Source organism: Leifsonia sp. NPDC056665, assembly GCF_042791795.1.
GTDB lineage: Bacteria > Actinomycetota > Actinomycetes > Actinomycetales > Microbacteriaceae > Leifsonia.
The window spans coordinates 247,583-262,770 of record NZ_JBHTXK010000003.1; the positions used below are offsets into that span (position 1 = coordinate 247,583).

The window sequence follows — 15,188 nt, forward strand, 5'->3', positions numbered from 1 at the left end:
CGCGACGTTCTGCGGCATACAACCTCCTTGGTGCGGTGCTGGTCGTGGTGCGGGTTGCCTGTTACGGAACATTTGTTGCATGAGAGGCTACAACGTGATCCTGCCGCCGTCAACGCGCTCACCCGATTCGGCGGCGGAAGTCCACCGACCGGTTACCGTTGTCCCATGCGCCCGGTGCCCCTCGAACCCGCCGACCGCCGCGTGGCCATCGGCCCGCGGCTCCGTGCGGCGCGCCGGGCGCAGCAGCTCACGATCGACGAGGTCGCGCAGATCACCGGCCTGACGAAAGGCTTCCTCTCCCGGGTCGAACGCGACATGACCTCCCCGAGCGTCTCGTCGCTGATCAGCCTGTGCGACGTCCTCTCCATCCCGGTCGGCTCGCTGTTCGAGGAGCCCGAGGTCCAGCTCGTCCCCGCGGGCACGGGCGCCAAGGTCAACCTCGGCGGCGTGGACACCGAGGAGCGCCTGCTCTCGCCGCGCACGGAGTCGCGCGTCCAGGTGATCCGCTCCGTCATCCAGACCGGCGGTCACGGCGGCGAGGAGCTCTACGCGGTGGCCGCGGACGTCGACGTGCTGCACGTCCTCCGCGGCGAGATCGAGGTCCGCTTCTCCGATCGGGAATGGCAGCTCGGCCCCGGCGACAGCCTGACCTTCAGCGGCCACGAGCCGCACAGCTGGCGCGTGCTCACCGACGACGGCGCCGAGGTGCTCTGGGTGCTCGTCCCGGCGCTCTGGAGTGCCTGACCGCCGTGTCCCCCTACCGGAACCGCGTCACCCCCACCGGCGAGATCGTCGCGATCCCGCTCCGGGGAGCGTGGACGGGCAACCGCGGCCGCCTGCACGACGGCGAGGAGGTCGTCCGCTTCCACGGCGGGAACCTCTGGATCACCTGCGCGCTGAAGTTCCGCGGTCGCCACCACCCGCTGTGGCGGCCGGGACGCTACACCTTCCTGTTCTTCCACGACGAGGCGGTCGCCTTCGCCGCCGGGCACCGGCCGTGCGCGGAGTGCCGCTGGACCGCGTACAAGCAGTACCAGTCGGCCTGGGCGTCGGGGGCCGGGACGGCGCTGCCGTCCGCGGGGGAGATGAACCGGCAGCTTCATGGCGAGCGGCTGTATCCGCGCACCCACCGGCGGCGCCTCCACGAGGTGGCCTGGTCGTCGCTGCCGGACGGCGCGTTCGCAGTGGTGGAGGGTCGGCCCGCGCTGGTGCTGGGCGACCAGCTCAGCGTGTGGGGGAGCGCAGGCTACGGGGAGCGGCTCGTGCGGCCGCGCCGCGGGACCGCGACGGTCCTGACCCCGCCGTCGACGCTCGCCGTGCTGCGGGCGGGGTATCCGGTGCAGGTGGACGCGGGGGCGCTGTAGGGCTCGGAAATCGCAGTGGTCGCCACCCGCGACCTTCGCGCGTCGATGGATGCGCTGGGCGATGTCCGCCAGACGTATCGCAGAAATGCCGCTATTCGTATCGTAGAAATGCCGCTAAACGGAACATAGGCACATGGTCGTCATCACCTCCGAGCAGACCGCTTACAGGCGACAGGAAGGCGGCCGTCGTGCCGCTCGCGCTTCTCGGCGCCTGATCCGCGCAGTGGGGGAGCGCCGGGTACGGGAAGTGGCGGGTACAGGGAGCGGCTCCCCCGGCCGCGGCGCGCTAGGTTCCGATGCTGAGCCAGGCGTCCTCGTCGCGGGCCACCGAGTCGTGCGTGGTCGCGTCCGCGTCTTTCATCGACTGGAGCTGACGCTCGATGTCCGCCCGGGTCATTCCGGCCGAGAGCTGACGTTCGAGGTCGGAGTCCGCCGGCGCCGACTGGTCGTGGAGGGCGCCGGTGGCGATCAGCTCCTCGGTGGCCGCCGCCCTGGCCTGCATCTGGGCGATCTTGTCTTTCGCCCGGTTGAGGCTGGCCCCGGCGTCGTTCATCTGCGTGCTGATGCCGGCCGCGACCTCGTTGGCGCGCGCCTGCGCCTGCGAGGCGGTGTAGGTCGCCTTCATCGTCTCCTTCTCGACGCGGAAGCTCTCGATCCGTTCCGCGAGGCGACGCTCGTTGTCCTCCAGCTGCGACTGCTGCTTCTGCAGGGCGGCATGCTGGTCGCGCAGCGTCGTCACCCGGTTCTCGAGCAGCGCGCGGCGCTCCAGCGCGGTGCGGGCGAGGTCCTCGCGGCCCTGGTTCAGGGCCTCCTGGGCGTGCTGGGTGAGCCGCTGGTAGCGCGCGCCCAGCTCCTGGCCCTGCAGCTCGATGCGCTTGCGCGCCGTCGCCACCTCGGCGAGGCCCCGGCGCACCTCCTGGAGCATCCGGACCTGCTGGTCGTAGCTGTCGTCGAGGGCCTCGCGCGGGTCCTCCATCCGGTCGAGTGCGCGCGAGGTCTTGATGCGGAAGATGTTGCGCATGCGCGCGGTGTTGTCGCTCATGATTCGTTCCCCCTGGTGAGATGGGTGGTGTTCTGCGGGCGCGGCTCCTGACCCGCGTCGAAGGAGTGGAGGGTGTGGAGCTCCTGCACCCCGGCATGGAGGGCGGCGACCTCGCGGTCGACGTCCGCCTGGAGCGCGGCGAGCGTGTCGTCGCTCGGCGCGCCGAGCCCGGAGGCCACGGCCGACCGCAGACTGCGGACGAGGCCCTCGAGCTGTCGGACCCGGTCGCGGACGATGGGGACCTCCGTCGCGAGAACCGTCGCATCGGTCTCGCTCTGGAGCAGGCGGAGCTGGGTCTCGACGGTCGCGCCCTCCGCCTGGATCCTCCGGAACAGCCGTGCAACCTCCCCCTGCGGCCCAGCACCGTGCTGCGCGACCTCGACGGCCGCCCTGCCGCTCTCGAGGATGTCGGCGAGCCGGAGCCGCAGCTTCAGCACCTGGTGCTGCGGGCCGCGGGTGACGGCGACGCGCGTCCGGAGCGCGACGCCCCTGACGGTGCGATTGCGCCGGATGCTCCGGAAGAGCGCCCGAACGATGAGCACACCGGTCACGATGCCCGCCAGCGCGATCAGCAGGAAGCCGAGGAGGATGCCGGCGATCACTCCCATGACAGTCGCCACCCTCTCGGCGCTCCCGGGCGGGGATGGACTCGGAGGCCGTCTGTCGTGTTCACATCCATCTGTCCGCCTTCGTCGGTGGGTCGTGGTTCCAAACGCGATGTATCGCGTTTGCGACACGGTACGCCCATTGCGGCGGAAGTGCATCCAGTGAAGGTTCAGGTTTCGGGGAAGTTTCCCCAGGTCGCCGAACCGGGCAATCGAAATGTCCAGATGATGCGTGGGAACGCATATTCTCCGCCGGATGCCGGGCCAATAGGGTCCTGATTATGTCCGTTCTTCCCCCGTCGTTCCCCCTCCCTCCCGTTCCGGAGAGCCAGCGCGACGACGCCGTCGCCGCGTGGAGCGAGCCCGTCGCACTCCGCACCTACGAGCCAGGTGAACCCGGGCGCCTGCCGGCCTTCCTGGAGTCCCGCGTGTATCAGGGCTCGTCCGGCCGGGTGTACCCGCTGCCGTTCGTCGAGTCGGTCAGTCACGACGCCACGGAGCGCAGCTGGCAGGCGGTGCACCTCGAGAACGAGTACCTGCGCCTGGTGATCCTGCCGGAGCTGGGCGGCCGCGTCCACATCGCCGTGGACAAGACGACCGGTCAGGACTTCTTCTACCGCAACGACGTCATCAAGCCGGCGCTGGTCGGCCTGGCCGGCCCGTGGATCTCCGGCGGCATCGAGTTCAACTGGCCGCAGCACCACCGCCCGGCGACCTTCCTCCCGATGGACTGGACGATCGAACGGGAGGCGGACGGCTCGGCGACCGTGTGGTGCTCCGACCATGACCCGTTCTCGCGCATGAAGGGCATGCACGGCATCCGGGTGCGGCCGGGCAGCGCGGTGCTGGAGGCCCGGGTGCGGCTGTTCAACCGCACTGAGACCACCCAGACCTTCCTCTGGTGGGCGAACGTCGCCGTGCGGGTGCACGACGAGTACCAGTCGTTCTTCCCGACGGACGTGCACATCGTCGCCGATCACGCGAAGCGCGCGGCGACAGCGTTCCCCGCGGCCGACCGGCCCTACTACGGGATCGACTACGCGGCGCGCGCCGACAGGGACGACCCGGCGTACGTCGCCGACGATGCCGACCGCATCGACTGGTACCGCAACATCCCGGTGCCCACCTCGTACATGTGCGTCGCGAGCGAGGACGACTTCTTCGGCGGCTACGACCATTCAACCGCGCTCGGCTTCGCCCACGTCGCGGACCACCACATCGCTCCAGGCAAGAAGCAGTGGACCTGGGGCAACGCGCCGTTCGGCTGGGCGTGGGACGCGAACCTCGGCGACGACGGCAGCGCCTACGTCGAACTGATGGCCGGCGTCTACACCGACAACCAGCCCGACTTCTCGTATCTCGCACCCGGCGAGACGAAGACCTTCAGCCAGTACTGGTTCCCGTACCACGGCATCGGCCCGCTCACGCAGGCGTCGACCGAGCTCGCGCTGAGCCTGGTCGTCGCGGGCGACGGCGCGGAGCGGACGGCGAGCGTCGGGCTCGCGGCCACCCGGGTGTTCGCGGAGGTCGGGCTCCGGCTGCTCGACGCGGAGGGCGCGACCATCTGGTCGCAGACCGTCGCGGCCGCGCCGGGACAGCCGGTCCGGGCGACGGTGCCGGTCGCCGTCGCCGGAGACCTCGACCTGGTCGCCGAGGTCGACGGCGTCGAGCGCCTGCGCTCCACCACGCGCTACCGGGACGCCGCCGCCGACGGCTTCGAGACCGCGACCGAGCCGCCCGCCCCGGCGGAGATCGACTCGATCGACGAGCTCTACCTGACGGGCGTGCACCTCGCGCAGTACCGGCACGCGACGCGCTCGCCGGAGCCGTACTGGGAAGAGGCGCTGCGCCGCGACCCTGGGGACTCGCGCTCCAACATCGCCGTCGCGTCCGCCCGCCTCTCCGCCGGACGCCTGGCCGAGGCGGAGGCGCACCTGCGCTCGGCGCTCCGCCGGCAGACCCGCAGGAACCCCAACCCCGCCGACGGCGAGGCGTCGTACCTCCTGGGTGTGGTGCTGGCCGAGACTGGCCGCGACCGGGACGCCGACGACGCGTTCGCGAAGGCCGCCTGGACCTACGCCTGGCGCGCGGCCTCGGCCCTCGCCCGGGCGCGCATCGCTGCGCGGGCCGGTCGCTGGGAGGACGCCCTCGGCCTCGCCGAGCAGGCCGCGCGGCTCGACCCGGACCAGCTCCAGGCGGTCGCCGTGCGCGTCATCGCGCTGCGCGCGCTGGGCCGGGGGTCGGAGGCGGAGCGCGCGCTCGCGGCCGCACGCGCCCTCGACCCGCTCGACGCCTGGCTGAACGACCTCACCGGGGCACACTCCGACACCGACGCAGGGACGCTGTGCGACCTCGCGTCGGAGTACCGCTCGCTCGGCCTCCCCATCGACGCGCTCCGCATCCTCGACGCGGCAGCCGAGGCGGCGGTGAGCCGACCCGTCCCCGGCGCCGGGGACCCGCTCGCCCTCGTCCACTACGCCCGCGCCGAGCTGCTCGACGAACTCGCGCGGCCGGAGGAGGCAGCTGCCGCCCTCCAGGCCGCCCGCGAGGTCTCCGCCGATCGCTGCTTCGCCGGCGGCCGGGACGACGCCCTCCTGCTCGAACGGCGCATCGAGCGCACCGGCGACGGCCGGGCGCACGCGCTCCTCGGCCACTGGCTGTACTTCCACCACCGCTACGAGGAGGCGATCGACCACCTGGAGCGCGCAGTCGAGCAGGACTCCGGCGACGCGGTGTCGCTGCGGGGCCTCGGCCTCGCCGCCTACAACGTTCAGGGCCGGCCCGACGAGGCCGTCCGCCGCTACCGGCAGGCGGTGCAGGCCGCGCCGGGCGACCCCAAACTGCGGTACGAGGCCGACCAGCTCGCGCGCCGGGTGGGCGCGTCCCCGCAGGACCGGCTCGACGCACTGGCCGACGCGGCCGATCTCATCGCCGAGCGCGACGACCTGGCGCTCGCGTACGCCGAGCTGCTCGTGCTCGTCGGCCGGCACGACGAGGCGGCCGCCCTGCTTTCGGCGCGGCGGTTCAGCCCCTGGGAGGGCGGCGAAGGAGAGACCATCCGGGTGTGGACGCTGGCCCAGCGCGCGGTCGCGGGCGAGGCGCTCGGGCTGGGCGACCCCGGCCGCGCGGTCGCGGCGCTGGCGACGGCCGTCGACGTCCCGCAGCATCTCGGCGAGGCGCCGCATCCGCTGGCCAACCGGTCCGACCTCCTGCTGGCGTTCGGCGACGCGAGTCAGGCCGCGGGGCTGACCTCCGCTGCCGAGGACGCCTGGCGGGCGGCGGCGAGCAGCGCGGGCGACTTCACCACGATGTCGGCCGTCCCGCACTCCCCGATGACGTACTACTCGGTGCTCGCCGCACGACGCCTCGGCGACCTCGACCGCGCGGCCAGGCTCACGGCGGAGTTCGCGAACTACGTGGAGGCCGCCCGCCGGCAGCACGCCACGATCGACTACTTCGCGACCTCCCTGCCGACGATGCTGATCTTCACGGAGGACGTCGAGCAGACCCACCGGGAGCTGGTCGCGGTCATGGACGCCGAGCTCGCCCTCCTCGACGGCGACGCCGCCCGCGCCGCCGCGACGCTGACCGGGCTCGCCGAGCGCGACCCGGCGGCGCCGCGCGTGCGCGAGCTGCTCGCGGAGGCGGAGAGCGCGTACGTCAACTGACCGCTCGCGCGAGCGGACGGCCGGGCGACCGGGATCAGCCCTTGTGCTGCTCCCGGTACTCCCGCGCCGTCATGCCGTGCACCTTCTTGAACTGCCGGGCGAAGTAGAACGAGTCGGGGTAGCCGACCTCCGCCGCTATCGCCGCCACCGTCGCGGACGTGGTGTCGAGCAGCTCGCGGGCGCGCGACATCCGCAGCATGGTCTGGTACTGCAGCACCGGGTAGCCGACATGCCGCTTGAACAGCGCGCTGAAGTGCGACGTGCTGAGGGAGGCCATCGCCGCGAGCTCCGGAACGGTCACCCGGTCGGCGATGTGCGCCCGCAGGTAGTCGGTGGCGTGGTCGATCACATCGCCCGCCTCGTCGGTGCGCGACCGCTCGGAGGCCAGCAGCGTGAGCGCGTGCCAGGCCGCGCCGGCGGCGGCGTTGAGGCTCGTCGTGGTGCTGTCGCGCTCCGTCCAGGCCAGCACCTCCGACATCAGCGAGACGACCGGATAGAGGTCCCTGGGCCGGCGGACGGGGTTCTCCACGGTCATGCCCGCGGCTGCCAGGAAAGTCTCCACATCGGGTCCGGCGGCGTGGAACCACCACAGTGTCCACGGATTGTCCACGTCGGCGCCGTACGCGTGCGGGTGCCGAGGCGGGATCACGACGACCTGACCCTGGTGCACGGGGAATCGTCCAGCTTCGGTCTCGCACCAGCCCGATCCCTCGACGCAGGCGATCACGATGGCCTGCGCGATCGGCGTGGTCCGGCGGCGTCCGTGGGAGTCCGCTTTCGGGAAATACCCGCTGTCCGTCACGACGAGGCGCGTCGTTCCCGGCTGCTGGAGGAACTCGCGGACGCGCGGACGGGGGAGGACCAGCATGCGCTGGCCGGGGAATCCGTCGGGGATGAGCACCGCACGATTCTGCGCCACAGTCGTCGAAATGTCCAGATACGCCGCCGGATTCTGCTACGGCGCCAGCGCGGACGGACCTACCGTTGATGTCGTCGGACGTAGGATTCTCCTTCAGCCGACCCCCTCGCGATCACCCCCACGAAATGGAGTCGAAGATGACCCGAAAGAACACCCGATGGCTGATGGCGCTCGGCAGCGCCGTCGCCGCGACGGCGCTGCTCGCGGGCTGCGTCTCCACGTCGGGCCAAGCGCAGCAGGCCAAGAGCGGGCCGGACGCCTCCGGACCCCTGATCCTGCAGTCCCGCTTCACCGACGCGGAGAAGGGCGGCCTCGACAAGCTGGTGAAGGACTTCAACGCCAAGGGCGAAGGCCAGGTCAAGGTCAACACCATCCCGACCACCACCTTCAACCAGCAGCTCCCGTCCTACCTCACCGCCAAGAACCCGCCGGACGTCTACACCTGGTACGCCGGTCAGGCCACGCGTGACTTCGCCGACCAGAACCTCCTGCTCGACCTGTCGAGCGTGTGGAAGGACCACGGCAGCGACTTCCCGTCCTCGCTCAAGAGCCTCAGCCAGGACTCCTCCGGCAAGCAGGTCTTCGTCCCGACCGGCTACTACTGGTGGGGCGTCTACTACTTCAAGAGCGACTTCCAGAAGCTCGGCATCACCCCTCCCAAGACCTGGGACGAGTTCCTCGCGGACTCCGCGAAGATCAAGGGCCAGGGCGTGACGCCGATCACGGCAGGGCTCAGCGACAACGCGTGGCTCGCCTCGGCGTGGTTCGACTACCTGGATCTGCGCATCAACGGCGCGGACTTCCACCTGAAGCTGCTCTCCGGCAAGGAGAAGTACGACAGCCCGCAGGTGCGCAAGGTGATGGCCGCGTTCAAGCAGGTGCTCCCGTACTTCGACCCCGCGGTGCTCGGCACCACGCAGAACCAGGCGATGAGCGACTTCTCGCAGGGCAAGGTCGCCATGTACCTGCTCGGCGCGTGGGCGCAGCCGTCGGTCCCTGCCGACAAGCAGAGCGACCTCGGGTTCTTCCAGTTCCCGACGGTCGACCCCTCTGTGCCGGTCGCCGAGGAGGGCCCGACCGACGGGTTCATCGCCAGCGTGAAGACGGACAAGCCGAACCTGACGAAGAAGTTCCTCGACTACGTCGCCAGCCCGCAGGCCCAGACGGACCTCGCGGCGAGCCAGCAGGGCACCTACCTGCCGGCCAACACGAAGGCGTCGCTGAACCTCGACGCGCTCTCCAAGCAGGGCAAGGACATGCTGCAGTCCGCCAAGCAGGTCACGCAGTTCTACAACAGGGACGCGGGTGACGCCCAGCAGACGCCGGCCGACACCGCGCTGACCAGCTTCATCGCCCACCCGGAGAACCTGGACCAGATCCTGAAGGACTGGGACGCGGCGTCCGCCAAGATCCGGGCGACTTCGTGACCTCTCTCACCTCTGTTCGCGGTCGGCGGCGGATCTCCATTCCGCCGCCGATCGTGTTCGCCCTCGTCCTCATCCCGTTCCTGGTGGAGGCGGTCGGAGTCTTCTGGCCTGCCTTCCAGGGGATCAGCCTCTCGTTCCTGCACTGGAACGGCATCGGGCCGGCCACCCCGGTCGGCGTGCAGAACTACGTCGACCTGTTCTCCGACCCGATCTTCCTCACCGCGCTCAAGAACACCGCGATCTGGATCGTGCTCTTCGGCGGCATCTCCTTCGCCGCCGGTCTCGGCGTCGCACTGCTGTTCCAGTCGGAGCGCCGCGGCGTCGGCATCTACCGCACGGCGCTCTTCCTCCCGATCGTGTTCTCGCTGGTCGTCACCGCGCTGATCTGGGGAGCGTTCTTCCAGCCGAACGGCGTCCTGAACAACTTCCTCGACGCGGTCGGGCTGCACAGCTGGACGCACGTCTGGCTCGGCGACTCGAGCACGGCCCTCTACGCTGCGATCGTCGCCGCCCTGTGGCGCGAGATCGGCTACGTCATGGTGCTGTTCATCGCCGGGCTCAAGGCGATCGACCCCGCGGTCCAGGAGGCTGCGCGCGTCGACGGCGCCAGCGCCTGGCAGCGCTTCTGGCACGTCACCATGCCGCAGCTCCGCAGCGTCAACCTCGTGGTGATGTCCGTGCTCATCATCGACTCGCTGCGTTCCTTCGACATCGTCTGGGCCATGACCAGAGGCGGCCCGTACCACTCCACGGAGCTGCTGAGCACGTACATGTTCTCGACGGCGTTCGGCTCGCACGCCCTGGGCTACGCCTCCGCCATCGCGGTCGTCATCTTCGTCCTCGCGATCGCCGTCATCGTGTCCTATCTCGTCCGCGCACTGTCCGAGGAGAAGGAAGCATGACCGCGACCGCCGCCCAGACCCGCACCACAGCCGCCCGGCCCGTGACCACGGTCCGCCGGCGCAGCCGCCGCAAGACCGCCGCGACCGTCGGCTTCCACACCAGCGGCATCCTGATCTCGCTGGCGTGGTTCGCGCCGATCCTCGTCGTGCTCATCACGTCGTTCCGCACGTTCGACGACATCTCCGCCAACGGCATCGCCGGCCTCCCGCACAGCTTCACGCTCAGCACCTACGTGCAGGCGTGGAACCAGGGCGGCCTCTTCCAGGCCTTGGTCAACAGCATGATCGTGACCATCCCGACCGTGATCCTCACCCTGCTCTTCTCGGCGGCGGCCGCGTTCGCACTCAGCCGGTACCGGGTGCCGTTCCGCCGGACGATCCTGTTGATGATGCTCGCGGGCAACCTCCTGCCGGTCCAGATGCTGCTCATCCCGGTGGCACGCCTGACCCAGCAGCTCAACGTCTACGACACCCTCGGCGCACTGGTGGCCGTGCAGGTCGCGTTCGGCATCGGCTTCTACACGTTCGTGCTCTACGGCTTCATGCGCACCATCCCGCACGAGCTGCAGGAGGCCGCGACGCTCGACGGCGCGAGCGCGACCCGGATCTTCCTGCAGGTGATCCTGCCGCTGACCCGGCCGGCGCTCGCCGCGCTCGGCGCGCTGTCGTTCACCTGGGTCTTCAACGACCTGCTGTGGTCGATCACGCTGCTGCAGACGTCCGAGAAGCTCCCGATCACGGCGGCGGTCCTCTCGCTGCAGGGCGAGTACGTGTCGAGCTGGTCCGTCATCGCGGCGGCGACCGTCGTCGCCGCCATCCCCTCCACGATCGTCTTCCTGCTCTTCCAGCGCAGCTTCATCGGGGGCCTCGCCCTCGGATCGGTGAAATAGGACACATGCACGTCGACACGGATCTCGCCCACCTGCGCGCGGGAGGGACGAGCGTCGTCGTCCTCCTCGACGACGGACGCCTGCCGCGCATCCTGCACTGGGGCGAGGACCTCGGCGAGCTCAGGGCGTCGGAGCTGGACGCGATCGCGCGCACGGCCCGGCCCGCGGTCGGCGACAGCCTCGTCACCTACCCGCAGCCGGTTCCGGTGCTCGCGCAGCTCCCGGAAGGCTGGCTGGGCCGCCCCGGGCTGGCCGGCGACTCCGCCGGTCGGCGCTGGGCTCCGCGCTTCCTGGTCACGACAGCGGAGGTCGTCCGCTCGTCCGCGGGCGTGACGCTGAGCGTCGACGCGACGGACGCCGAGTACGGGCTGTCGCTCTCCCTCGACATCGAGGTGCTGGAGGCGAGCGGTCTCGTGCGCCAGCGGGCGCGCCTCCGCAACGACGACGCCGGCGCCTTCCGGGTGGACGGCCTCGAACTCGCCCTGCCGGTTCCGGCGGAGGCGGACGAGGTGCTCGACCTCACCGGACGGTGGGCGCTGGAGCGCGTGCCGCAGCGCCGCGCCTTCGACGTCGGGGAGTGGGTCCGCACCTCCCGCGGCGGCAAGCCCGGGCTGGAGCACACCCTCCTGCTCGCGGCGGGCGAGCGCGGCTTCGGCTTCCGCTCGGGGCGCGTGTGGGCCACGCACCTGGGCTGGAGCGGCAACCAGACCCTCGCCGCCGAGCGGACTCCTGCGAACATCCGCCGCCTCTCCGCAGTGGAGGGCCTCGCCGCCGCCGAGGTCGAGCTCGCCCAGGGCGACGAGTACGTCACGCCGTGGCAGTACGGCTCGTGGGGCGACGGGCTCGACGAGCTCGCCGCGCGCTTCCACCGGCACCTGCGCGCCGCCGCCTCGTACCCGGCGGGGCCGCGCCCGGTGCTCGTCAACACGTGGGAGGCGGTCTACTTCGACCACGACCCCGCCGCGCTCACCCGGTTCGCCGAGGAGGCCGCCGCGATCGGCGCCGAACGCTTCGTGATCGACGACGGCTGGTTCACCGGTCGCCGCGACGACACCACCTCGCTCGGCGACTGGGACGTCGACCCCGAGCGCTGGCCCGACGGCCTCGGCCCGATCGCCGACCGCGTCCGCGCGCTGGGCATGGACTTCGGGCTCTGGTTCGAGCCGGAGATGATCAACCTCGACTCGCGACTCGCCGCCGAGCACCCCGAGTGGGTCTTCGACGCCGGTCACGGCCCCGGCCTCCCGTCGCGCCAGCAGCACGTCCTCGACCTCGGCCATCCCAAGGCGTACGCGTACGTGCTGGAGAAGATGAGCTCCCTCATCGCCGAGCTCGGCATCGCCTACGTGAAGTGGGACCACAACCGCTACCTGCTCGACGCCGGCCACACCCCGACCGGCCGGCCCGGGCTCCGCGAGCAGACGCTCGCCGCGTACCGGCTCATGGACGAGCTGCACTCCCGCCATCCCGGGCTGGAGATCGAGTCGTGCGCGAGCGGTGGCGGCCGGATCGACCTGGGCGTGCTGGAGCGCACCCAGCGCGTCTGGCCGAGCGACTGCAACGACCCGCACGAGCGGCTGGAGGTCCAGCGCTGGACCGGGCTGCTCGTGCCGCCGGAGCTGCAGGGCACCCACATCGGGGCGGAGGAGTCGCACACCACGCATCGCAGCCACCCGCTGTCGTACCGCGGCGAGAAGGCGCTCTGGGGCCACCTCGGCGTCGAGATCGACCTCCTCACGGCCTCCGACGACACGAAGCGGGCGCTGGCCGACTGGATCGCGTTCCACAAGGCGCACCGCGCCCTGCTGCACTCGGGCGTCGTCGTGCACGCCGACCTGTCCGAGGCCGCCGCACGACTGGAGGGCGTGGTCGCTGCCGACGGGTCGGAGGCGCTCTACGCGTACTCGCTGACGGAGCGCCCGCGCACCTGGCCGGTCGGTCGCGCCGGACTCCCCGGTCTGGACGATTCGCTGATGTATGACGTGAGCGCGGTGTACCCCGCCGGGGAGCGCCCAGGCGGCGACCAGCCGCCGTGGCTGGCGGACGGAGCGGTGCTCAGCGGGCGCGTGCTGCGGCTGGTGGGCATCGAGCTGCCGTCGCTCGACCCCGACCGGTCCGTGCTGCTGCACGTCCGCGCGGTCTGACAGGCGGGACTGACAGGCGGGACTGACAGGAAGAGGGGGCGTGCCGTCGGCACGCCCCCTACTTCCTTGTCAGGCGATCAGCTGCAGCTGATCAACGGAGCCGCCCAGTCGGCGCGGTCGTTGTACCCGCCGTCGCCGGCGTCCCCGACGTGGAGCACCAGCTCACGTGCGCCGGTGAGGTTCACGTCGAAGGCGACCGCGTGGCCGCGCGTGACGACCCCGCTGTCCCAGACGGTCTTGCCGTCCGCGACCAGCGAGAACGTCGCCGTGCCGCCTCCCGGGCCGACGTTGTTCACCACGTCGTCGATCCCGACCGTTCCGGTCAGTCGCGTGCAGACCCCGCCGACGTAATAGCGGATGTCCGACGGGCTGGCCACGCCGAGCCCGGTCGCGTACGTGGTGCCCGCGACGCGGATCGGGTTGCCGCCGCCGACGCTCTGGTCGACCGCCGGGGTCATCCAGCCGCTCGTGGCCGAGACCCACGGCTGGTGGGAGAGCGGCTGGTCGGCGCCGGACGGCGGCGCGGGCGCGACGGTCACGGTGGCGACCGGCGAGGAGACCGTGACCGCGCCCCGGATGCCGGAGAACGAGACGGCCGCGCCGATCGAGGACGCTCCGACCGGGGTGCCGGCCGGGACCGTCACGGTGAACCCGGCCGTCGTCGTCCCGCCCGGGACGATCACCTGCTGCTGTCCGCCGTCCGCCGAGCTCGTCCAACCCGCCGGTGTCGTGAGCGACACCGTCGCCGACTGGGCAGGGGTGGTGCCGTCGTTGCGCACGGCGACCGTCACCGCGAGCTTCGACCCCGCCGCGGCGAGGAGGTCGCCCGTGGGCGTGATCGCGGTCCCGTTCACCGCGGTGAACGACGGTGCGTCGGCCAGGACCCGCGGGCTCTGCGGCTGACCGGTGCCCTTCTTCACGATCAGCACGGACACGCCGTGCGCAGGGACGCTGGAGCGGATGCTGCCCTTCGCCTCGCTGAGCGCGTGGGTCCAGGCGTCCGTGATGGTCACGCGGGTCGCGTCGACGCCGATGGCGGAGGGGGTCGTCGCGATGTCAGCGGGGGTGTCGCCCCGGTTGACCAGCGCGACGGCGGTCGAGCCGTCGGCGAGCGGCTTGGTCCAGGTCTCGGTCGTGCCGGCCGCCCCGACGCGCACGGCCTGCTTGCCGAGCGGGTCGCGGTCGATCGCGAGGAGGTCGGGGTTCGTGAGCGTCGCGACGGTGGTCGGCGTGAACGTCCGCGGGTCGCTGCCGACGACGAGCGGAGCGGCCGACATCGACCACAGCGCCATCTGCGAGCGGAACTCCTCGTCCGTCATCCCGAGCTGCGGGCCCAGGTAGTCCGGGTCGTTCCAGTGGCCCGGGCCTGCGGCCTCCGGATGCCGCGCGTTCGCGTCGAAGTTGCGGAGCACGTCGGTGTACTTGATCGAGTTCACGAAGCCCACGTCGGTGTAGGTGCGCCACGACTGCGCGATCGCCGGAGCGTAGCTCCACGTGTTCGTCGACTGCTGCGACTGCGGGTAGTTGCCCCAGTCGGGCGAGGTCACCGGGTTGCAGATGTTGAGGATCATCGGACGCCCGCTGCTGTTGTGCCGGATCGCGTCCGCGAACTGCGTGTAGACGGTCTTCGGGTCGAGGTTCGCGGTGATCCCGCAGAGGAAGTCGGCCTTCACCGCGTCGAAGCCCCACGTGGCGAACGTGTCGGCGTCGGTCTGGTAGTGGCCGTAGCTGCCGAGACCGCACGAGCCGGGGATGTACGGACCGGCGTCGGTGTAGATGCCCGCCTTCAGCCCTTTGGCGTGGATGGCGGCGGCGAGGGCGGCCATCCCCTGGGGGAAGCGCGCCGGGTCACCCTGCAGCAGGCCGTCGGCGCCGCGCGGGGTGGAGGCCTGCCAGCCGCCGTCCAGCCAGACGATGTCGTACCCGGCCTTGGCGAGCCCGCTGGAGACCAGGTGGTCGGCGACGTCGAGCACCTGCGTGGCGGTGTAGTCGCCGCCGAGGCCGAAGTAGGTGTTCCAGCCGGCGTACGGGGTGGCGGCCAGCGGAGCGGTCGCCGGGGTGGTCGCGGGCGTCGCCGCGGCGGCCACGCGCGGTGCGGAGGCGGCCTTCGGCGCGGCGGCGGCCGGCAGCGCCGTGGTGGTCAGCGCCGTGAGGCCGAGCAGCGCCGCGACGCCGAGCCCCAGTAAGCGTTTGGTCAACATGAAAGCTCCAGACTTCTTCGTCAGAT

At 71.3% G+C, this 15,188-nt stretch carries 11 protein-coding genes; 7 read left to right on the forward strand and 4 right to left on the reverse strand.

The genetic code is table 11. The features are described from left to right. The first annotated feature begins 165 nt into the window (after positions 1–165). Both ACFQ9V_RS05470 and ACFQ9V_RS05475 read left to right on the forward strand, forming a co-directional pair. Positions 166–744, forward strand: coding sequence for a helix-turn-helix domain-containing protein (locus ACFQ9V_RS05470; protein WP_382458152.1), 579 nt, complete (start codon positions 166–168; stop codon positions 742–744). A gap of 5 nt (positions 745–749) precedes the next feature. Further along, on the forward strand, positions 750–1,364 hold the full coding sequence (locus ACFQ9V_RS05475; protein ID WP_382458153.1) for a hypothetical protein: 615 nt from the start codon (positions 750–752) through the stop codon (positions 1,362–1,364). 286 nt (positions 1,365–1,650) lie between these two features. On the opposite strand, the gene ACFQ9V_RS05480 is transcribed toward ACFQ9V_RS05475, so the two are convergent. Both ACFQ9V_RS05480 and ACFQ9V_RS05485 read right to left on the reverse strand, forming a co-directional pair. Further along, positions 1,651–2,406, reverse strand: a complete 756-nt coding sequence (locus ACFQ9V_RS05480; RefSeq protein ID WP_382458154.1) for a PspA/IM30 family protein — start codon at positions 2,404–2,406, stop codon at positions 1,651–1,653. Beyond that, complete coding sequence (locus ACFQ9V_RS05485; protein WP_382458155.1) at positions 2,403–3,014, reverse strand: hypothetical protein; 612 nt, start codon at positions 3,012–3,014, stop codon at positions 2,403–2,405. The genes ACFQ9V_RS05480 and ACFQ9V_RS05485 overlap by 4 nt, the downstream gene beginning before the upstream one ends. A 278-nt stretch (positions 3,015–3,292) precedes the next feature. Here ACFQ9V_RS05485 and ACFQ9V_RS05490 point away from each other — a divergent pair, with 278 nt between their 5' ends. Next, the gene (locus ACFQ9V_RS05490) at positions 3,293–6,679 is read left to right on the forward strand and encodes a DUF5107 domain-containing protein (protein ID WP_382458156.1); all 3,387 of its coding nucleotides are present in this window, start codon (positions 3,293–3,295) and stop codon (positions 6,677–6,679) included. A gap of 34 nt (positions 6,680–6,713) precedes the next feature. Here ACFQ9V_RS05490 and ACFQ9V_RS05495 read toward each other — a convergent pair whose 3' ends face one another. After that, the gene (locus tag ACFQ9V_RS05495; protein WP_382458157.1) at positions 6,714–7,580 is read right to left on the reverse strand and encodes an AraC family transcriptional regulator; all 867 of its coding nucleotides are present in this window, start codon (positions 7,578–7,580) and stop codon (positions 6,714–6,716) included. 155 nt (positions 7,581–7,735) lie between these two features. Here ACFQ9V_RS05495 and ACFQ9V_RS05500 point away from each other — a divergent pair, with 155 nt between their 5' ends. From ACFQ9V_RS05500 to ACFQ9V_RS05515, 4 genes are read left to right on the forward strand one after another with little or no spacing between them, the layout of a single operon-like run. After that, complete coding sequence (locus ACFQ9V_RS05500; RefSeq protein WP_382458158.1) at positions 7,736–9,025, forward strand: ABC transporter substrate-binding protein; 1,290 nt, start codon at positions 7,736–7,738, stop codon at positions 9,023–9,025. Next, positions 9,022–9,927 (forward strand): carbohydrate ABC transporter permease, encoded by a 906-nt coding sequence (locus ACFQ9V_RS05505; protein WP_382458159.1) that lies wholly within the window; start codon positions 9,022–9,024, stop codon positions 9,925–9,927. The genes ACFQ9V_RS05500 and ACFQ9V_RS05505 overlap by 4 nt, the downstream gene beginning before the upstream one ends. After that, on the forward strand, positions 9,924–10,817 hold the full coding sequence (locus ACFQ9V_RS05510; RefSeq protein WP_382458160.1) for a carbohydrate ABC transporter permease: 894 nt from the start codon (positions 9,924–9,926) through the stop codon (positions 10,815–10,817). The genes ACFQ9V_RS05505 and ACFQ9V_RS05510 overlap by 4 nt, the downstream gene beginning before the upstream one ends. Positions 10,818–10,822: 5 nt before the next feature. Then, positions 10,823–12,961 (forward strand): alpha-galactosidase, encoded by a 2,139-nt coding sequence (locus ACFQ9V_RS05515; protein WP_382458161.1) that lies wholly within the window; start codon positions 10,823–10,825, stop codon positions 12,959–12,961. Positions 12,962–13,038: 77 nt separating this feature from the next. On the opposite strand, the gene ACFQ9V_RS05520 is transcribed toward ACFQ9V_RS05515, so the two are convergent. Next, entirely contained in the window at positions 13,039–15,162 is a 2,124-nt protein-coding gene (locus ACFQ9V_RS05520; protein ID WP_382458162.1) for an NPCBM/NEW2 domain-containing protein, read from the reverse strand. Between the last annotated feature and the right edge of the window lie 26 nt (positions 15,163–15,188).

Coding starts and splice junctions, on each gene's coding strand:
- ACFQ9V_RS05485 (WP_382458155.1), bottom strand. CDS start 3,014: ATGGGAGTGATCGCCGGCATCCTCCTCGGCTTCCTGCTGATCGCGCTG.
- ACFQ9V_RS05500 (WP_382458158.1), top strand. CDS start 7,736: ATGACCCGAAAGAACACCCGATGGCTGATGGCGCTCGGCAGCGCCGTC.
- ACFQ9V_RS05520 (WP_382458162.1), bottom strand. CDS start 15,162: ATGTTGACCAAACGCTTACTGGGGCTCGGCGTCGCGGCGCTGCTCGGC.
- ACFQ9V_RS05510 (WP_382458160.1), top strand. CDS start 9,924: ATGACCGCGACCGCCGCCCAGACCCGCACCACAGCCGCCCGGCCCGTG.
- ACFQ9V_RS05490 (WP_382458156.1), top strand. CDS start 3,293: ATGTCCGTTCTTCCCCCGTCGTTCCCCCTCCCTCCCGTTCCGGAGAGC.
- ACFQ9V_RS05515 (WP_382458161.1), top strand. CDS start 10,823: ATGCACGTCGACACGGATCTCGCCCACCTGCGCGCGGGAGGGACGAGC.
- ACFQ9V_RS05480 (WP_382458154.1), bottom strand. CDS start 2,406: ATGAGCGACAACACCGCGCGCATGCGCAACATCTTCCGCATCAAGACC.
- ACFQ9V_RS05470 (WP_382458152.1), top strand. CDS start 166: ATGCGCCCGGTGCCCCTCGAACCCGCCGACCGCCGCGTGGCCATCGGC.